The sequence below is a fragment of the Pseudonocardia zijingensis genome (genome assembly GCF_042657305.1).
GTDB lineage: Bacteria > Actinomycetota > Actinomycetes > Mycobacteriales > Pseudonocardiaceae > Pseudonocardia > Pseudonocardia zijingensis.
This window is the reverse complement of the sequence record NZ_JBHSKO010000029.1, coordinates 1-17,793: the sequence shown is the minus strand read 5'-3', so window position 1 is coordinate 17,793 and position 17,793 is coordinate 1. Positions and strand designations below refer to the sequence as shown.

Below are 17,793 nucleotides of genomic sequence, written 5' to 3'. Positions count from 1 at the left end.
GGCAATCAAACGATAAAGGCCCGCGCCTGCGGCGCCGCGCGGCGCTGTGTCCGATGCAGCCGCAAGCGCTCGCGCGGGGGCGTGCGGCCTGCCCGGCCGGTCCCCGCGCGGCGCGCGGCTGCCAGACCACGCCGCACGCGACGATCACTGCGATCATGTCAGAAAGCGGTTCCTGAAGCTTGACACGCGATTCTCGATTTGCAGGCCCGCGGATAGCTCGTCACGGTGACCCACCTCCAGTGCGCCTGCGAAATCACACCATATGCATTTCTCGCCGTCAAGTATCGCCCACCACTTCTTCACCCGCCTAGTCTCAGGAACAGGCAGGTCACGACAGAGATAGCGGCCCTCACCATTGGGCTGCCCGTAGGGCTCGCGTAAGAGCGGAGCGGCAGACGACGTGTTTGGAGGATCGGCATCGTCTTCCGTGCGGGCAGTGAAGTCGCCACTGTCGTAACGCGCAAGTATCGATTCAAGTCCGGCATGTGTAAGGCCGCCCCCGGAAATGTTCGGCGCACCCAAGTGTGCGTGCAATACTGCGACATAGAATGTCAGAAGCGAATTCTTCTTGTGTAGCAACCTTTTGAAGGCATCACCCGTCAGCACCGGCTCTCTTGCGGACCTGGAAGACTTGGAGTGAAAGAGGTAGTTACGTTCGGAATCGTACCATTCTGTGTACTGTTGAGCGGCGATCGCCGCTGGCGCCGCGGTACTGCTCGCCACGAGGCCGTTGGCCGCTGCAAGTGCGGCCAATAGCCACTGAGTCTCCGGCTGTCCTGGAACGTGCGGTGCAATCGAGTCAAGGAGCGACTCTAGAGCAAGATAGGCGTGACGATAGGAATCGCCTAGGTCCGTCTCCGTTTGCGACCGGCGGAAATAAGCAAAGCTGGGGTGATGATTCAGCACGCGCGTCCTGCCCTGCACGGCTCCACCAACCGTCAGCGACGCCCTGCCAGTTACATTGATAGGCAGTGTGCCATACCAATGAATGCGTAGATCGCCATCCCTGGGCCAGAAGTAGATTCCTTCCTCCGCCACTTTGGACAGAGCATATGCTGGCCCACCCGTAACGCATAGCAAGTCCAAGCCACGCGAGGCGGCGGCCGGCACCGACGCAAATAGCGGTCGGAAGTCTCTCACATCCGAGCCGCGCACAACGACAAAAGACTCGCCGGACTTCGCCTGCAAGGACCATCCGCCGTCATACGAGAAGTCCAAGTCGCTAACGGCAGGTCTGTCGATCTCGAACACGGCGCCCGCCGACGGCGCGTCGCCAATCAGCGGGATGCCGTTCACCGACGATCTGGACATTAGGACAGCATGACAGAACGCGCCCTCGCCGGCGGGCGGGTCTCCGGGATGGCGGGGCGTGCCATCCCGACGACCTCCCGAAGGGCTACCACACGGCCACCCGCGGGCAGAGCCTGCCGTGATCGGTTGCCGGTCGCGTCGAGGGCTGCCCCCGGGCGACCGCGCGGTCGGGCTGCGCCAGGTCGACGGGATGGCACTGGCAGGAACCGAACGCTGCGGCGAGGCATCAGAAAGGCATCAAGCCCTGATACAGCGAGCCTCGACCCAACACCATCCAGCACGTTGACCAGCCGCGGTGGCCCGTACGCTGCGACCCTGTGGAGAAGCTTTCGGACTGGTCAATGCTGATGCTGGCATGGGCGGAGGAGGTGCGGCGGCTCATCGGTGAGCTGTACGCGGTCCGCAAGGAGCACTGGGACCTGCTGGCGGCTCAGGAACGGTCCGAGGATTGGTCGCCATCAGACGAGGTGATTGCGCGCGCTTTTCGCCGGCATTGGGTGGCGTCACACCAAGTGGTCTGGGCTGCATATCAACTCAATCGCTGGGCGGCACGAGATGCGCGCGACAGTGGCCGGGAGGTGCCAGCGGCAGATGCAGTCTTGAAGAACCTGCGAGATGCGCTCGAACATCTCGATGAGGCCGAATGGCAGGACGATGTGACGCTCGGGCCTCCGCCGGAGGGTACGGGAAGGAACAAATTGACTGGGCGGGCTTTGCGGGAGCTGCCGGGGAATGGGTTGCTGTTCGGGGTCGGGTTTGACGGGAAGGTGCTTGGGCTAGTCGACATCGACGAGCTGGACCGGAGGGCTGCGGGGATCATTGAAGCACTCGACCACGCCGAGTATGAGTCAGTGGAAGCGGAGGTCGAGCACCTGTTAGAAGCGGGCTGGTGGCAAGATGACATCCCGGACAAAGCCGGGAATTCGGATGAAGGCTAGCAATGAGCCGGCGGAATCAGGCGGCAACTGATGATCCATTGTGGCAACGGTACGAACTCTCGGTGCGGGATCTACTTGCGTCAGCCGGCCCAGCGGCCGACGTGCAGCATAACCAACGTATACCTGGGAGACTAAGTGGGATCCTGCGGCAAATTGACGTTTGGGTGACCGGCACTGTGGCGGGTATCGATCTCAGCGTCGCTGTTGAGTGCAAGCGTCACAGTCGTGCTGTTGACGTCGGCGTGGTTGATCAGTTTATAGGCAAGCTGCTCGACGTCGGTGCTGATCGAGGAGTTCTCTACTCCTACTCCGGCTTTACGAGTCCGGCCGTGTCGCGGTGCGAGCGTGCAATGAATCCAAATGTTCTTGCTGTCGCACTGGAGACTCCGGAAGTTGTTGAGAGGCTTCGAGGAGTCCCGGGCTATCCCGCCGATCTGCTGGCGCAAGAGGTGGCTCCACGGTGGGTTGAGGAGCTTGATGAGTTCGCGTTTGCGAAATTTCTCCGCGCTGGCGAATTGTCGAAGTTTTGGAGCTGAATCCTCCATTGTTTGTTGATCACATCCGTCGCCTCCGCGGGAGTGGCACGCCGCGCCCCAGATGCAGACGTGGCGGCATCAGTGGTGGTTGGTCAGGTTGCTGGCTCCGCCCACGCTCAGGCGCGGGTGCTGTCGGTCGATGGGATGTCGAACAGCTCCCGCCGTGGTAGCCGGGACTGGGTTGGGGGCATGCAAGTAAACAGGCGCGCGCTGGTCAACGAGTGCATCCCACCGCACCTCATCCCACTGCACCTCCCCGCGCAGGTCAGGGCCGTTGTCCGGCCGTCACGGCAGACTTCCAAGCTGGGGCTGTCGGCCGGCGCGGTTGAGCGGTGTCAGCGATGAGTGCTCCGAGTGACAGTCTGTGCCGCAGATGGCCTAACCGGCCTGGACTTCCACGGACGCTGTGACCAGGAGGGGAGTGCGGTATCGCCTGCTCCTGGCCATAACGCGAGTGCCTGGGGGCAAGTGCGGCGCCTCGGCAGGGCAGGTGAGCCGGGTCCGCACTCAAACGACGTAGGTGCGGACGGAGTGAAGCATTCCCTCGAATGGGTGTGCTATTTGTCTGATTCTCTGACCTGTGGAGGGCTGACTTCTAGTGTCGAGATGCCAGCCTCCTTCAGGAACGGATTGATGACGCCCGCGGCACCTATGAACATCTCGTCAAATGTTCTCGGAAGCTCGCCATATGGATTCAGTCCAGGCAGGAAGAGGCGTAGCGAAACTTGCTCAATCTGTGCGAGCTTTACTCCGCGGCTCCGTGAGTCATCGATAGCTCCTTCAATGTTGACTCCCAGTTGAACCGTTGGTGATACCTCGACGCCGAAACGGTGCTTATCGGCATTGCTCAGCTCTTGCAACGTTTTCGTCCATTTTACGCCGTTGAACGGTTGCACAGCCTCGATCCAGGCGATGTGCTTCGGAGACATGCTGCCAAGGTCTCTGATCGTCTTTGCAGTGCACCACTTGTTACGATTGCTGAGTATTGGGAACTGTGTCTTCTCTTGCGGTGCCCCTTGGTCAAGCCAACTTGCATTGTAAATTAGATGGTCTAGCGCGCTGCGCAAGTAGTGCAGCGTCTGACTCGCAATGAAACTTGCCTCGCGCTTGTCGTCGGCCGTCACAATCTCCGCGTGCGGCACTTCCCATGTCAACGCGCCAGCACGCGGTTCGTCTGGGACGCCGCGGACCCACGGCCAAGTTTGCGCGTTGATCCGCTGAAGGAGACGCTGTGCGACGGCGTCCATCTGGCTGTACGTGCGGTGCGCCTGCATGAACCGGAGCGCACTCCACCAGTAAGACGGCTTGTCAGTATCGGAGCGCGGCACAAGGGCTAGGTGCAGGCGTGGGGAAGCGCTGTCGGGCACGCACACATGCTTGCAGGCGGGCGAGCGAGTCGCCAGGGACCGGACAGCGCTGAAGCGCGTGATGGGCGCCGATCGACTCTGGCGTACGACCAGATCGATCTGTGATCACGACGCCCGGACATAGCCTGGCCTTAGCGAGACCGCGTGAGACAGTTTGCGGGAGTTCGTCGAGGTGGACGCTCGACTAGTGGCGCTGTGAGGCGACCGGAGATGCTCGACGCTGGCTCATAATCGGGAGGATAAGGCAGCCCACGTTTACCTAACGGAAACGGCCAGGAACATCGCCAGATAGCCCGTAGCCTCCGGAACTGTCCACGCAGCTCAGCGACACTGTCCGACATCACGAGGCAACGTCCCGAGTCACGATCTCGGAATCTCTAGTTGGCAGGTTGCGTCCTTCGTACGGCCGCTCGGCGTCCTCGCGACGCGACGACCTCGCCGCTCTCCGTCAAAGTGCTCACCGCCCGGTGAGCCGTAGCAACGGACACGCCGTAACGGGCTGCGAGCTGCTTCACGGTTGGAAGCGGATCACCGTCGTCCAGCGCCCCGCATCGGATTGCGGCCCGCAAGTCGGCCGCGATGCGCTGGTACGGGTGGTCGGACTCATCAGCGCCGGCAGGCGCCGACGTCGGGCTGTCGGGGTCGACGATGATCTGCGCTGGTAGCTCGGGCATCCGTGTGGCGAGCGAGTTGGCAGCCCGCTGATCAGCCTCAGCCACCCAGGCGCTGTATACGCGCAGGGTCGTCGCTCCACCTCCGCCGTGGCCGAGTCGGCCGGCAACGGTGCGGATGTCGACCCCGGCGGCGATGAGCTCGGTCGCCGAGTAGTGGCGGAGTTGGTGGAGGTGCATGTCCCACCCGAGCCGCGCGCACATGCGCGTATAGCGCTGCGTCGCCGAGTCCGGCTTGGGCCACACGCTCCCGTCCGGCTCGGGTGAGAACACGAAGGCGTCGTCGCGCAGCTCCGCCCCGAGCGCTGCGGCGCGCTCGGCGCAATGCTGCAGGTACGCGCGGAGCAGCGCGAGCGTCTGGGCGTCGAGGACGATCCGCCGGCGCTGGTGGGTCTTGGTGTCCTTCTCCCATGTCCGGCCGCTGGTCTGCGCGATGCTGGACCGGATGTTGAGGACACCGGCGGCGAAGTCGATCCGGTTCCACCGCAGCGCGCACAGCTCGCCGCGTCGGGCGCCGGTGGTCATCGCGAGCCACACGAACATGCCCCAGTCCGGGTCCTTCCACGCCTCAGCCGCGATGCGAGCGGCCTGCGCAGGCGTCGGCGGCTGCGGGTCGGGCGTTGGGAGAGTGGGCGGCTGCGCCTGCTTCATCGGGTTGATGCCGATCCACCGCCACTTCACTGCGCGCGAGAATGCGCCGTTGAGGATGTTGTGGATCTGCCGAAGTGACGCCTCGCCGAGCGGCCGGCACTGGTGCGGCCCGCAGCGGTCGTCGCACTCGTGCTCGACCGCCGTGCGGTGGTCGAAGGACGTGCGGCCGCCACAGCGGGCGCGACAGCTCCGGAGCTGGGCGTAGAACGAGTCCACGGTCTCGCCGTTGACCCGGCCGATCGAGAGCGATCCGAGCACGGGCCGGATGTGCAAGCGGATCAGGCGTTCGTAGCCGTTGCGGGTCGTATCCTCGATCTTCAGCACATCGAGGTGACGGTCGAGGAGTTGGCTGACCGTGGCGTTCGTCCGGGCGCTGCGCTGGTCGTCCACCTCGGACAGCAGGCGCGTCCGCACCTTCTCGGCCTGCTTCGCGGCCTTCGGCCCTGCAGGCACGACCTCGGTGAGGTAGTGCCGCTTCTTCGTGAGCGGGTCGAGGCCCGCGTACACGCGCACTCGGTAGGAGCCGCTGGGCAAGGCCTCGATCTCGCCTCGCACGCGCTTGTGGGGCTTCGCCGCGGAGGTCATGGAGCCACGGTAGGAGCCAGTTCGCTCCACGTATAGCTCCACGCGAGTGGCTCAGAGAGGTTGATCAAGGCTCTGAGCAGGGTGCCCCCGGCAGGACTCGAACCTGCGACCTAGAGATTAGAAGGCTCTTGCTCTATCCAGCTGAGCTACGAGGGCGTCAGGCGGTTCCGCGGAACCGGCACGGCGAGCCTATCGGCCTCGGGGACGCTGCGTCACCGCGGGCGGGGCCTGCTCGGCGGGGATGCTGTCCGCATGCTTGACTCGGGTGATCTCAGGAGCCGCATGACCCTTCCCGCACTCGCGCGCAGCGCCGCCGAGCCCCTCGGCCCGCAGTTCCGCAACCTGCCCGACCACGACGGCACGGTGGGCACGGTCGGGGACGCCGGCTGGCACGTCACCGATCTCCTGCTGCCGACGGTGACGTTGCGCCGCTCGGCGCTGGACCACAACACGGCGTTGTTCGCCCGCTGGTGCGCCGACGCGGGTGTGGACCACGCGCCGCACGGGAAGACGACGATGAGCCCGCAGCTGGTCGCCGACCAGCTCGCGGCGGGGGCGTGGGGCATCACGGCGGCCACGGTGGCGCAGGCCCGGATCATGCAGTCGTGGGGTGTGCCGCGGGTGCTGCTCGCCAACGAGGTGGTCGACGCGCCGGGGCTGCGCTGGCTCGCCGCGGCCGACCCCGGGTTCGACGTGTACGTGCTCGCCGACGGCGTGGCGGGCGTCGACCGGATGGCCGCTGCGCTGCGCGACCGGCCGCGTCCGCTGTCGGTGCTCGTGGAGCTCGGGGTGCCCGGTGGTCGGGCCGGTGCCCGCTCCCGGGACGAGGCGCTCGCGGTGGCCGACCGGGTCGCCGCCGCGCCCGGGCTCGACCTGGCCGGGGTGGAGTGCTTCGAGGGCGTCTACCCGCAGGACCGGGCCGCGGAGTCGGTTGCGGACGTCGACCGGTTCGCCGCCGACCTCGCTGCGCTCGTCGCGGAGCTCGACTGCCGCGCGGGCGACCGTCCCGAGCTCGTGCTGACGGCCGGCGGGTCCGCTTACCCGGACCGGGTGGTCGCCGCGTGGGAGGGGCTCCCGGCGCTGTCGCGGCCGGTGCGCAAGGTCGTGCGCTCCGGCGGGTACCTCACCCACGACCACGGGATGTACGAGCGCGTCTCACCGTTCGCGACGGGCGCGGATCACCCGCTCGGTGCGCTGCGCCCCGCGCTCGAGCTGTGGGCGTACGTGTTGTCGACCCCGGAACCCGGCCTCGCGATCTGCGGGTTCGGGAAGCGCGACGCCTCCTACGACGCCGGGCTGCCGATCCCGCTGCGCCGCCTCGGCTCCGCCGACCCGCTGCACGACGCCACCGTCGTGAAGCTCAACGACCAGCACGCCTTCGTCCGGCACGACGGCGAGCTGGCCGTGGGCGACGTCGTCGTCCTCGGCCTGTCCCACCCCTGCACCGTCTTCGACAAGTGGCCGTTGCTGCCGCTCCTCGACGACGCCGACGCCGTGGTCGGCGCGGTGCGCACCTACTTCTGAACCGGAGGAACGACAAGATCATGGCCAAGCGTGCTGTCAGCACCCCCGACGCTGCGCCTCCCGGAGGGCCCTACTCGCAGGCCGTCGTCGCGGGCGACCACGTCTACCTCGCGGGTGCGGTCCCGACGCTGCCCGACGGCACCCCGGTCCGCGGCTCGTTCGAGGAGCAGGCCCGCCAGACCTTCACCAACCTGCAGAAGACGGCCGAGGCGGCGGGCGCGTCGCTGGGCGACGCCGTGCGCGTGGGCGTGTACCTGCGCGACTTCGGCGACTTCGCGGCGATGAACGAGCTCTTCGCCGAGTTCTTCGGGGGCGAGAACCCGCCGGTGCGCACCACGCTCCCGGTCGCGCTCAGCGGGTTCGACATCGAGGTGGACGCCATCCTCTACACCGGCGACTGACCTTTCGGTTCGACATCTGACCGATCGGTCAGCTACTCTCGGGCCCGTGATCAGCGCCCGCGGGTTGACCAAGCGCTACGGCGCCGTGCTCGCCGTCGACGACCTGTCGTTCGACGTCGAGCCCGGCGCGGTCACCGGCTTCCTCGGCGCGAACGGGGCCGGCAAGTCCACGACGATGCGGATGGTGCTCGGCCTCGACGCGCCGACGGCCGGCACGGCCACCGTGGGCGGCCGCGCCTACCGCGACCTGCCTTCGCCGCTGCGGGAGGTCGGGGCGTTGCTCGATCCGCGGTGCATGCACCCCGGCCGCAGCGCGCGGGCGCACCTGCGGTGGATGGCCGACGCGGCGGGGATCGCCCGGTCGCGCGTGGAGGAGGTGCTGGAGCTCGTCGGGGTCGGCCACGCCGCCGACCGGCGGGTGGGCACCTTCTCGCTCGGCATGCGCCAGCGGGTGGGGCTCGCCGGCGCGTTGCTGGGCGATCCCGGCACGCTCCTGCTCGACGAACCCCTCAACGGACTCGACCCGGAGGGCATCCGCTGGGTCCGCGCGCTGCTGCAGGGCCTCGCCCGCGAGGGGCGCACGGTGTTCGTCTCCAGCCACCTCCTGCACGAGATGGAGCACGTCGCCCAGCGGGTCGTCGTGATCGCGCGGGGCAGGCTCGTCGACGTGCTCGACGTCGGGCAGGCCGCCACCGTGCGCGTCCGGCCGGCGAGCACGCGTCTCGCCGCCGGTCTGCGTGCCGCCGGCGCCACCGTCACCGCGGTCGAGGACGGGCTCGACGTCGAGGGCGTGCCGCCGCAGCGGGTCGGGGAGGTCGCGCTCGAGTACGGGATCGCGCTGCACGAGCTCGTCGAGCGTCGTCACGGCCTCGAGGAGTCGTACCTCGCGCTCACCGGGGTTGCGTCGTGATCCGCGCGGAGTGGACGAAGTTCACCACGGTGCGGTCGCAGCAGTGGCTCGCCGTCGGCGCGGTGGCCGCGTCGCCGCTGGTCGCGTTGCTGCTCGTGGTCAGCCTGCCGGTTACGCAGGGCCGCGGGATCGGCGCGCTCCCGGCCGCCGAGGTGGTGGGCGCCGGCCTGCTGGGCGTGGACGCCGCGGCGATCGTGCTGGTGGTGCTCGGTGCGTCGATCGGGGGTTCGGAGTACGCGGTCGGCCTCGCGCAGCCCACGTTCCTGGTGACGCCGCGCCGCGGCCGGGTGGTGCTCGGGAAGGTGCTGCTCACCGCGGCCGTGGCGGGCGCGGTCGCCGTCCCGGCCGTGGTGCTCGGCCCGCTCGTCGCCCAGCTCGTGCTGGTCGGTGCCGGTTTGCCCGCGGCGCCGGTGGACGGCGCGTTGCTCCGCCTCGCGGCGGGCTCGGCGCTCGGCCCCGTCTTCTACGCCCTGGTGGCGCTGGCCGCCGCGCTCGTCCTGCGCAGCACCGGTGGCGGTGTGGTCGTGGCGCTCGCCCTGCTGGCGCTGCCGACGCTCGCCTCCTGGATCCCCGGTCTCGACGCCCTCGCGGCGGTCTGGCCGGGCGCGGCGCTGCACGGCGTCGCCGGGGTGGACCAGGACGTGGGTGCGGCGGCGGGCGCGCTGTCGCTCCTCGGGTGGACCGCGCTCGTCGTCACCGCGGCGGTGTGGCAGGTTCGGGTGCGCGATGTCTGACCCGTCCGCACCACGCCCGCGCACGTTCACCGAGGAGGCGCGGCGACAGCAGATCATCGACTGCACGATCGAGCTGGTCGCCGAGCGCGGGGCGGCCGCCGCGTCGCTCTCGGCCATCGCCGCCCGCGCGGGGATCTCGAAGGCCGCCGTCCTCTACCACTTCTCGTCCAAGGACGCGGTGCTCGACGCCACCATGAGCCACGTGCTCGGCTCCTACGTCGCGGCGGTGGGGGAGCGGGTCGACGCCGCGGACGGGCCCGAGGGGATGCTCGTCGCGTACCTGCGCGGCACGGTCGAGTACGTGCGCGACCACCCGGCACAGGTGCGGGTGCTGGTGGAGGGGCTCGTGCGCGACCCGGAGGTCGCGGCCGGGCCGGAGCGGTGGCGGTCGGTCGCCGGGATCCTCGAGCAGGGACAGGCGGCCGGCGTCTTCCGCGCATTCGACGCCCGCACGCTGGCACTGATGATCAACGGAGCGCTCGACGCCGTGGTGGCCGACTGGATCGGCGCGCCGGGGGTCGACCTGGACACCGCCGCGGCCGAGCTGGAGACCGCCGTGCTGCTGGCCGTCACGGAGGTACGGACATGACGCTCGCCGAGGACCTCGTCCTCCTGCTGCTCGACCCCGGCCGGGGCCGGGCCGTGGTCGACGGCACGGCCCTCGACCGCGTGATCGGCGGGGCGCTGCTGCTGGACCTCGCCGCCCGGGAGCGGATCGCCGCGGACGGCGGTGGGGCGAAGGCCCGGCTCTCCGTCGCCGACGCGACGCCCACCGGCGACCCGGTGCTCGACGACGCGCTCGCGCGGCTGGACAAGCCGTTGCGTGCGCAGAAGGCGGTCGAACGGCTCGCCCGCGGCGCCCGCACCCCGGTGCTCGAGCGCCTCGCAGCGAGGGGGCTCGTGCGGCGCGAAGGTTTCCGCGTCCTGGGCGTCTTCCCGACCACCACCTGGACGCCGGGGGCCGCGGCGGGCGAGCTGCGTGGGCGCGTCGCGGCGGTGCTGCGCGACGGCGCCCGGCCCGACCAGCGCCTCGCGCTGCTGATCTCGCTCGTGCACGCGGTCAAGGCCGAGCACAAGGTCGTGGAGGGTCCGCGGCGGCAGTTGCGCGCCCGAGCGGCGGAGGTGGCCGAGGGGGAGTGGGCAGGCCAGGCCGTGCGCAAGGCCGTGGAGGCGGTGCAGGCGAGCGTGATGGCCGCGGTCACCGCGTCCACGATCGCCGCGGGCGCGGCGAGCAGTTCCTGAGCGTGGCGCGCTACGCCGTGCGGCCCCACACGCGGGCGTACCGGCGGCCGGGCCCCGGTTCCGGCACGAGGAAGCCGGGCAGCGGTGGGAGGTCGACGGCGAGCGGGGCGAGCCGGTCGTGCAGTACGGCGGCGTCGGTGGGCCGCGCGGCCGGGTCCTTGGCGAGCAGGTCGAGCACCACCCGGGCCAGCGCGTGCGGCGCACCCGGCAGCGGGCCGGGCTCCTCGCGCACCTGGCGTTCGAAGATCGCGTAGGCCGTCGGGCCCGGGAACAGCTGCGCACCGGTGACCAGCTCGTGCAGCACGCAGCCGAGCGCGTAGAGGTCGCTGCGGGCGTCGGCCACGCCGTGCTGCACCTGCTCGGGCGCCATGTAGGACGGCGTGCCGAAGATCTGGCCCACGCGGGTGAAGCGCACCGCGCCCGCCAGCACGGCGAGCCCGAAGTCGAGGACGACCACGCTGCCGTCGGGGCGGAGCATGAGGTTGGACGGGGTGAGGTCGCGGTGCACGATCTCGAGGCCGTGCGCGGCGGCCAGCACGGCCGCGGACTGCGCCCCGATCGCGGCCACCCACGCAGGCGGCAGCGGCCCGTGCTCGGCCACGACGTCGGCCACCGTGACGCCGTCGACGAACTGCATGACCTGGAACATGCGGTGTTCGTGGGTGCCCAGGTCGTACAGGATGGGGGCGCCCGGGTGCTCGAGCCGCGCGAGGATCCGCGCCTCCCGCACGAACCGCCTGCGCTGTTCCTCCGAGCCGCCGGGCAGGTGCAGGAACTTGACGGCGACGCGCCGCCCGAGGTGGGTGTCGAGGCCGTGGTGGACCGCGCCCGCCCCGCCGCTGCCCACGGGGAGGTCGTCGATCTCGTAGCGGTCGGCGATGAGCAACGGTCCCCCTCCCGAGCGCCCGGTCAGCGGTCCGGGCGCAGCCAGCCTTCCACGAGGCCCTCGCCGCCCAGCCTCAGCAGGGTGTCCGCGCGCTCCGCGGCGGCCCGCGCGGCGTCGGCGGCGTCGAGCAGGGCGCGGAACGCCTCGCCGAGCGCCCGCTGCTCGCCGATCGGCAGCAGCGGCACGCGCACCCGGTGCCCGTAGCGGCTGGATCCGCTGCCGGGCGCGGGGGTGGACCGCAGGATGCCGGCGAGGAACTCGGGGTCGAGCTGGTCGGGATCCATGCGGTAGACGGCGAGCGCCGGGCCGAGCACCGCCGGCCGGTCGGCCACGCGGGCCCGGCCCATCGGGGCGCCCACCACGTCGCCCGGCCGCACCCGGATCCGCGCGGCCGTCGCCGCGACGCGTCCGGTGGGGGTGGTGCCGGTGGCCAGGTCCGCCACCGTGAGCACGGCGACGCCGTCGCCCGGCTCCGGCGCGTCGCGCGGGGAGTGCCGCACCGTCAGCACGCCCCGGCGGGCCAGCTCCGCGATGCTCGCCGACGGGCGTTCGCGCACCTCGTCGACGAGACGCAGGGCGGGCAGGCCGTCCCGGTGGCCCGCGAGCAACTCGGCCACGCGGCGGCCCGCCTCGGCGGGCGTCCGGCGCTGCAGGCGGTGCTCCGGCGCGAGGTCGACGTCCTCGTCGAGCAGCTCGACCACCGGGAGGGCGCGACCGGCGTCGCCGACCGGGTGCCCGGACTCGAACGCCTCCCACAGCTCGGCCGTCGCGTCCGGGCTTCCCCGGCCGAACAGGACGTGCGAGGGGACCGGGTCCCCCGGCTCGGGCCTGCGCAGCACCCACAGGTCGGCGGGGCGCGACTCGTCCTCGACGGTGATCACCGCCCGCAGCGCACCCGCGCGCAGGAGGTTGGCCCGGATGCGCCTGCCGGGCCGGCGCGACGCCACCGCGGGCGGCAGCCGCAGCACGACCCGCCCTCCCGGCCGCACGTGGGCCAGCCCGTGCTGCACCCACGCCAGCTCGGGCTCGGTGCGCGGCGGCAGGCCGTGGGCGAACCGCGCGTCGCCCGCCAGCGCCTCGTGCGGCCACGTGCGGTCGAGGGCGGGCGGCGCGGACACGACCGCGTCGAACTCCGCGCCGGCGAAGGCGTCGTGGCGCAGGGCGTCGTCGGCGGCGACGGGGGCCGCACGCGATCCGGCGAGCAGCAGCCGGGTGGCGGCGATGCGCGCCAAGTCGGGGTCGGCCTCCTGCCCGCGTGCCGCCTCCGCACCCGTGACGAGCAGCAGCGCGCCCATGGCGCAGGCCGGGTCGAGCGCGCTCCCGCCGTGCGGCAGGGCGATGCGGGCCATCGCGGCCGCCAGGGCGTCGGCCGGATCACCCGGCCGCCGGTAGCGGCCGCAGAGGTCCTCGTACGCGGCGGCCGGGCCCCGGCGGGCCGCGACGTCGTCGAGCAGGGCGGCGAGCTCGGGATCCGCGAGCGGCGGCGGCGCCTCGCCCGGGACCAGGTCCGCGAGCTCGGGCACATGCCGGTCGAGCAGGTGGGCGCCCGCCGCGGCGAGGCGCTCGGGCACCATGAAGCCCGCCCCGTCCGAGAGCAGGCGTTGCCAGGCGCGATCGGCCGCGGTGAGCCGGTAGCGCTTGCCGTTGCGCCGCAGCCACGCCTCCACCTCGGAGAGGGCGAACCGCGGATTGGAGGCGGTGCCCGACACCGGTGACGGGAAGTCGTCGTGGCGGCGCCGCCAGTTGCTCACCGCAGCCGGGCCGACCCGCCCGAGCCGGGCGATGTCGCCCGTGCTGACGGTCGGGTCCACAGCCATGCGCTGAACGTAGTTCACGCCCCCTGATGTTGTGAAGCGCGTTCACAGCATGAGAGGGTGGCGCCATGCCACCGACGCTGCGCTCCGCGGCGGCCTCCGACGTGGGCCGCCGCAGGGAGAACAACCAGGACTCGGCAGTCACGAGCCCGCGGATGCTCGCCGTGGCCGACGGGATGGGTGGCCACGCCCACGGCGAGGTGGCCAGCGCGGTGGCCGTCGCCGCCCTGCGGGACCTGGACACCCGGTTGCGCGGCACCGACCTCGCCCAGGTCGACCTGCTCGCCGTCCTGCGCGAGGCGATCGAGGAGGCGGCGGCCCGGCTCACCGAGCTCGCCCAGCAGAACCCCGACCTGCGCGGCACCGGCACCACCGTCGTCGCCCTCCTGGTGGACGGCACCCGGATCGGCGTCCTGCACCTCGGCGACTCCCGCGCCTACCTCCTGCGCGACGGCGAGCTGCACCGGCTCACCCGCGACCACACGCTCGTCCAGTCCCTCGTGGACGAGGGACGCATCTCCGAGGAGGAGGCGGCGTCGCACCCGCGGCGGTCGTGGCTGGTCAAGACCCTGCAGGACAGCAGCGCCCCCGAGCCGGACCTCTTCCACCTCGAGGGCAGGCCCGGCGACCGCTACCTCGTCTGCTCCGACGGCGCCACGGCGGTGCTCGACGACCAGCAGCTGCGCGAGGTGCTCGCCACGGTCGCCGACCCCGACGCGGCGGTCGCGCAGATCATCGCCGCCGCCAACGCGGGCGGCGGGCCGGACAACATCACCTGCATCGTCGCCGACCTGCTCGACGACGGCCCCCCGCCCGCCGACGACACCGCGGTCGTGGTGGGCGCCGCCGCCACCGTCGCCCTCTGAACCGGAAGGTCAGCGGCGGGCCACGAGCCGGCGCAACGGGAGCGGGAGCTCCCGGCCCGGACCGGCCCGCCGGGCCAGCGCGGCCGTCACCCGGGCCCGCACCTGCGCAGGGATCTCGGGAGGCCACCAGCCCGCCCGCGGCAGGTCGGCCACGAGCGCCTCGGCCGCGGCGGCGTCCGGCACCGGGAGCGTGAACGTGCGCCGGTCGTCGCCCAGCACCGCGAAGTCGGCCGCCGCGAGAAGCCAGCCGGCCTGGTCGAGCGCGGAGCGGTTCGCCCACCCCGTGCGGTGCACCGGCGCCGTCCGCAACTCCGCGAGCGAGCGCGTGCTCGCCGAGGGCACGACGACCACCAGCGTGCCCGCCGGCCGCAGCACGCGGCGCAGCTCGGCGAAGACCGCGTCGAGCTCGCGCAGGCGGGGGAGTGCCAGCAGCAGGACTGCGCCGTCCACGGCGTTGTCCCGCAACGGCAGCGCCTGCGGTGTGCCGGCCACCACCGGGCCCCGCCCCGGCCGCGGCGCCGGATCAACGCCGACCCACCGTCCGGTGAACTCCGCGGCCAGCAGGCCGAGCCCGCAGCAGACCTCCAGCACCGAGGTCGCGTTGGCGAGCGGGCTCGCCGTCCAGGCGAGCGGCCCCGCGCCGGTGCGGTCGGTGGCGGCGCTCAGCAGCCGCAGCGCCACGTCGTCCTGCGAGGTCTGCACGTGCGCAGTCTCGCAGTGCCGCCCACCCGCACCCGCCCCGCCACGGCATAGCCTGGGCCCATGGCGCACGCTTCCGTCGAGCCCGCCAGGCCACGGCCGCCCGCGCGCCCGACCGCGGAGGTGGCGGGGCTCGTCGGCGTCGGCGGCCTGATCGCCGCTCTGGTCGCGGCCGGCCTCACCGCCCTCTCGGGCGCCCGGCCCGCCGCGGCGCTGGGGCTGCCCGATCCCGGCACGCTCACCCTCATCGGGCTGCCCGCGATGCGGGCGGTCGCCGAGGTGTGCATGGTGCTGACGATCGGGGCCGTGCTGCTCGCGGCGTTCCTCGTGCCCCCGCAGCGGTCGGGCTACCTCGACGTCGCCGGGTACCGGGCCCTGCGGGCGGCGTCGTGGACGGCGGCGGGCTGGACGGTCGCGGCGCTGCTCATGGTGCCGCTGAGCACGGCCGAAGCCCTCGGGCGCCCGGTCGACCAGCTGCTCGACCCGGTGGTGCTGCTCGACCTGGTGCCCCGCCTCGAACCGGCCACGACGTGGGCGATCACCTCGCTCGTGGCGGTGCTCGTCCTCGTGGGCTGCCGCAGCGTGCTGACGTGGGGCTGGACCGTCGTCCTGTTGGGCATCGCCCTGCTCGGGCCGTTGCCCGTGATGTTCACCGGGCACTCCTCCACGGGGGGTGCGCACGACCTCGCCTCCGACAGCCTGGTGCTGCACGTGATCGCGGCGTCCCTGTGGGTGGGCGGGCTGGCCGCCGTGCTGGTGCTGGCCACCGCCCGTGGGCCCGACCGGGCCGAGGCGCTGGCCACCGCCGTGCCGCGGTACTCCCGCCTGGCCCTCGTCTGCTGGCTCGTCGTGGCGGGCACCGGGGTGCTCAACGCGCTGGTGCGGATCCCGTTGGACGCGCTCGTCGGCTCGGCGTACGGCACGCTCGTGCTCGCCAAGGCCGTAGCGCTGCTCGTGCTCGGCGGCCTGGGGGCCCTGCACCGCCGGTCGTCGGTGTCCGCCGCCGCACGCGGGGAACCGGCGGCGTTGCTGCGGCTCGGCGGCATCGAGGTGCTCCTGATGCTCGCGACGATCGGCCTCGCCGTGGGGCTGGGACGCACCGCGCCCCCGGACACCGGCGCGGGCCCGCCCTCGCGCGTCGAGGTGCTGATCGGGTACGACCTCGCCGGACCGCCCACCTTGGCGCGCCTCGCGCTGGACTGGCGGTTCGACCTGATCTTCGGCACCGCCGCGCTGGTCCTCGCGGGGTGCTACCTGCTCGGGGTGCGCAGGATGCACCGGCGCGGCGACCGCTGGGCCACCGGCCGCACCGTCGCGTGGCTCACCGGGTGCGCCGCGCTGCTCCTCGCCACCAGCTCCGGACTGGGCCGGTACGGGCCGGCGATGTTCAGCGTCCACATGGGCCAGCACATGATCCTGGGGATGCTCGTCCCGATCCTGCTGGTGCTCGGGGCACCGGTCACGCTCGCGCTGCGCGCCCTGCCACCGGCCGGGCGCTCCCGGCCGCCGGGACCACGGGAGTGGTTGCTCGCCGCCGTGCACTCGCCGGTCGCGCGCCTGCTCACGCATCCACTCGTGGCGCTGGCGCTGTTCGTGGGCAGCTACTACGCCCTGTACTTCTCGGCGCTCTTCCCGGCCGCGCTGCCCGAGCACTGGGCGCACAAGGTCATGAACCTGCACTTCCTGCTGGTCGGCGCCCTGTTCTTCTGGCCGATCGTCGGGGTCGACCCCGCACCGCGACGGCTGCCGCCCGCAGCGCGCATGGGGCTGGTGTTCGCATCGGTGCCCTTCCACGCGTTCTTCGGGGTGGCCGTCATGGGCGCCAACACCGCGTTCGGCGGGGACTACTACCGCAGCCTCGCCCTGCCCTGGGTGCCCGACGTACTGCGTGACCAGCAGCTCGGCGGCGGTCTCGCCTGGGCCGCAGGCGAGATTCCCCTGCTCATCGTGGTGCTCGCCCTGCTCATCCAATGGTCGCGCCAGGACGAACGGTCGGCGAAGCGCGCTGATCGACAAGCGGATGAGCACGGGGACACCGAACTCGAGGCCTACAACGCGATGCTCCGCCGCCTGGCGACGGGAGGACCACCGCTCGTCGCGCAGAGCGACGAAAACGCGGATGAGCCAGGTCACACGAAAGAGTTCACGACCTCCGCCGGCGGGCCCGAGAGCCCGGCTGTCGATCCCGTTCCGGACCCCGTTTCCGCAGATGGGGGCACGGGTGGCGAGCCCGCCGACCGCCCCGGAGGGGCCCGCGAGGACTGACCGCTCGTCGCGCCCGGCAGGCACGCCGAGTGACGTCTGAGGGCTGGTTTGCGCTGGTCAGTGGGGGTATGAGGGGGGCGATTTGACTGGCCCGGAAGCCCTCGCGTAACTTTCTCTTCGTCAGCGAGACACCGGAAAGAACGAAGGCCTGAGAGCCTCGGTCACAGGGCCCGCTGACCGCCCCCCTCACAGGGACCCCCCGGATCCACCCGGATCGGGGGGTGTACAGTGGGGGAACAGCCCCGGAAGGACGCCTAACGGCGGACGATGGTGTGCGGGTGTCTCTTGAGAACTCAACAGTGTGTCGAGCTTGTTCATGGACTGGTTTTGTGCCAGTTTGAACATTAAGTCGTCGAGGCCCCGTCCTCGGCGCAATTGTAGGGCCAGTTTTTG

At 71.4% G+C, this 17,793-nt stretch carries 16 protein-coding genes and 1 tRNA gene; 10 read left to right on the top strand and 7 right to left on the bottom strand.

Annotated features, from left to right (window positions below; all coding sequences use genetic code 11):
* Window positions 1–153 precede the first annotated feature (153 nt).
* Window positions 154–1,311, bottom strand: coding sequence for a hypothetical protein (locus ACFPL3_RS35975; protein WP_379590398.1), 1,158 nt, complete (start codon window positions 1,309–1,311; stop codon window positions 154–156).
* Between the two features lie 317 nt (window positions 1,312–1,628).
* Here ACFPL3_RS35975 and ACFPL3_RS35970 point away from each other — a divergent pair, with 317 nt between their 5' ends.
* Window positions 1,629–2,249 carry a hypothetical protein gene (locus ACFPL3_RS35970; RefSeq protein WP_343945812.1) on the top strand — a complete coding sequence of 207 codons (621 nt, stop codon included), beginning with the start codon at window positions 1,629–1,631 and terminating at the stop codon, window positions 2,247–2,249.
* A 2-nt stretch (window positions 2,250–2,251) separates the two neighbouring features.
* Entirely contained in the window at window positions 2,252–2,785 is a 534-nt protein-coding gene (locus tag ACFPL3_RS35965) for a restriction endonuclease (RefSeq protein WP_343945811.1), read from the top strand.
* 557 nt (window positions 2,786–3,342) lie between these two features.
* On the opposite strand, the gene ACFPL3_RS35960 is transcribed toward ACFPL3_RS35965, so the two are convergent.
* The 3 genes from ACFPL3_RS35960 to ACFPL3_RS35950 form a co-directional block, all read right to left on the bottom strand.
* The gene (locus ACFPL3_RS35960) at window positions 3,343–4,152 is read right to left on the bottom strand and encodes a hypothetical protein (RefSeq protein ID WP_379590394.1); all 810 of its coding nucleotides are present in this window, start codon (window positions 4,150–4,152) and stop codon (window positions 3,343–3,345) included.
* A 377-nt stretch (window positions 4,153–4,529) separates the two neighbouring features.
* Window positions 4,530–6,059: a tyrosine-type recombinase/integrase gene (locus ACFPL3_RS35955; protein WP_343945809.1), complete on the bottom strand. Its 1,530-nt coding sequence runs from the start codon at window positions 6,057–6,059 to the stop codon at window positions 4,530–4,532.
* 82 nt (window positions 6,060–6,141) lie between these two features.
* Window positions 6,142–6,215 (bottom strand) — tRNA-Arg (locus tag ACFPL3_RS35950).
* 126 nt (window positions 6,216–6,341) lie between these two features.
* Between ACFPL3_RS35950 and ACFPL3_RS35945 the strand changes: the two genes are divergently transcribed.
* The 6 genes from ACFPL3_RS35945 to ACFPL3_RS35920 are packed head-to-tail and all read left to right on the top strand — an operon-like array spanning window position 6,342 to window position 10,870.
* Window positions 6,342–7,583 (top strand): alanine racemase, encoded by a 1,242-nt coding sequence (locus tag ACFPL3_RS35945; protein ID WP_343945808.1) that lies wholly within the window; start codon window positions 6,342–6,344, stop codon window positions 7,581–7,583.
* Window positions 7,584–7,603: 20 nt separating this feature from the next.
* Complete coding sequence (locus ACFPL3_RS35940; protein WP_343945807.1) at window positions 7,604–7,984, top strand: RidA family protein; 381 nt, start codon at window positions 7,604–7,606, stop codon at window positions 7,982–7,984.
* 46 nt (window positions 7,985–8,030) lie between these two features.
* Entirely contained in the window at window positions 8,031–8,894 is an 864-nt protein-coding gene (locus tag ACFPL3_RS35935; protein WP_343945806.1) for an ATP-binding cassette domain-containing protein, read from the top strand.
* On the top strand, window positions 8,891–9,628 hold the full coding sequence (locus ACFPL3_RS35930; RefSeq protein WP_343945805.1) for a hypothetical protein: 738 nt from the start codon (window positions 8,891–8,893) through the stop codon (window positions 9,626–9,628). The genes ACFPL3_RS35935 and ACFPL3_RS35930 overlap by 4 nt, the downstream gene beginning before the upstream one ends.
* Window positions 9,621–10,217 (top strand): TetR/AcrR family transcriptional regulator, encoded by a 597-nt coding sequence (locus tag ACFPL3_RS35925; RefSeq protein WP_343945804.1) that lies wholly within the window; start codon window positions 9,621–9,623, stop codon window positions 10,215–10,217. Before ACFPL3_RS35930 ends, ACFPL3_RS35925 begins: the two co-directional genes overlap by 8 nt.
* Window positions 10,214–10,870, top strand: coding sequence for a GOLPH3/VPS74 family protein (locus tag ACFPL3_RS35920; RefSeq protein WP_343945803.1), 657 nt, complete (start codon window positions 10,214–10,216; stop codon window positions 10,868–10,870). Before ACFPL3_RS35925 ends, ACFPL3_RS35920 begins: the two co-directional genes overlap by 4 nt.
* 10 nt (window positions 10,871–10,880) lie before the next feature.
* Here the strand turns inward: ACFPL3_RS35920 and ACFPL3_RS35915 are convergent, their stop codons facing one another.
* On the bottom strand, window positions 10,881–11,756 hold the full coding sequence (locus ACFPL3_RS35915; RefSeq protein ID WP_343945802.1) for a serine/threonine-protein kinase: 876 nt from the start codon (window positions 11,754–11,756) through the stop codon (window positions 10,881–10,883).
* A 23-nt stretch (window positions 11,757–11,779) separates the two neighbouring features.
* Entirely contained in the window at window positions 11,780–13,573 is a 1,794-nt protein-coding gene (locus ACFPL3_RS35910) for an N-6 DNA methylase (RefSeq protein ID WP_343945801.1), read from the bottom strand.
* Between the two features lie 65 nt (window positions 13,574–13,638).
* Here ACFPL3_RS35910 and ACFPL3_RS35905 point away from each other — a divergent pair, with 65 nt between their 5' ends.
* Complete coding sequence (locus ACFPL3_RS35905; RefSeq protein WP_343945800.1) at window positions 13,639–14,436, top strand: PP2C family protein-serine/threonine phosphatase; 798 nt, start codon at window positions 13,639–13,641, stop codon at window positions 14,434–14,436.
* 9 nt (window positions 14,437–14,445) lie between these two features.
* Here ACFPL3_RS35905 and ACFPL3_RS35900 read toward each other — a convergent pair whose 3' ends face one another.
* Window positions 14,446–15,138, bottom strand: coding sequence for a class I SAM-dependent methyltransferase (locus tag ACFPL3_RS35900; RefSeq protein ID WP_343945799.1), 693 nt, complete (start codon window positions 15,136–15,138; stop codon window positions 14,446–14,448).
* 60 nt (window positions 15,139–15,198) lie between these two features.
* Between ACFPL3_RS35900 and ACFPL3_RS35895 the strand changes: the two genes are divergently transcribed.
* The gene (locus tag ACFPL3_RS35895) at window positions 15,199–17,400 is read left to right on the top strand and encodes a bifunctional copper resistance protein CopD/cytochrome c oxidase assembly protein (protein ID WP_343945798.1); all 2,202 of its coding nucleotides are present in this window, start codon (window positions 15,199–15,201) and stop codon (window positions 17,398–17,400) included.
* The last annotated feature ends 393 nt before the right edge of the window (window positions 17,401–17,793 follow it).

Bases quoted from the DNA above. Each gene is read 5' to 3' on its own strand.
- ACFPL3_RS35975 (WP_379590398.1), bottom strand. From the start codon at position 1,311: ATGTCCAGATCGTCGGTGAACGGCATCCCGCTGATTGGCGACGCGCCG.
- ACFPL3_RS35965 (WP_343945811.1), top strand. From the start codon at position 2,252: ATGAGCCGGCGGAATCAGGCGGCAACTGATGATCCATTGTGGCAACGG.
- ACFPL3_RS35955 (WP_343945809.1), bottom strand. From the start codon at position 6,059: ATGACCTCCGCGGCGAAGCCCCACAAGCGCGTGCGAGGCGAGATCGAG.
- ACFPL3_RS35945 (WP_343945808.1), top strand. From the start codon at position 6,342: ATGACCCTTCCCGCACTCGCGCGCAGCGCCGCCGAGCCCCTCGGCCCG.
- ACFPL3_RS35940 (WP_343945807.1), top strand. From the start codon at position 7,604: ATGGCCAAGCGTGCTGTCAGCACCCCCGACGCTGCGCCTCCCGGAGGG.
- ACFPL3_RS35925 (WP_343945804.1), top strand. From the start codon at position 9,621: ATGTCTGACCCGTCCGCACCACGCCCGCGCACGTTCACCGAGGAGGCG.
- ACFPL3_RS35920 (WP_343945803.1), top strand. From the start codon at position 10,214: ATGACGCTCGCCGAGGACCTCGTCCTCCTGCTGCTCGACCCCGGCCGG.
- ACFPL3_RS35910 (WP_343945801.1), bottom strand. From the start codon at position 13,573: ATGGCTGTGGACCCGACCGTCAGCACGGGCGACATCGCCCGGCTCGGG.
- ACFPL3_RS35905 (WP_343945800.1), top strand. From the start codon at position 13,639: ATGCCACCGACGCTGCGCTCCGCGGCGGCCTCCGACGTGGGCCGCCGC.
- ACFPL3_RS35895 (WP_343945798.1), top strand. From the start codon at position 15,199: ATGGCGCACGCTTCCGTCGAGCCCGCCAGGCCACGGCCGCCCGCGCGC.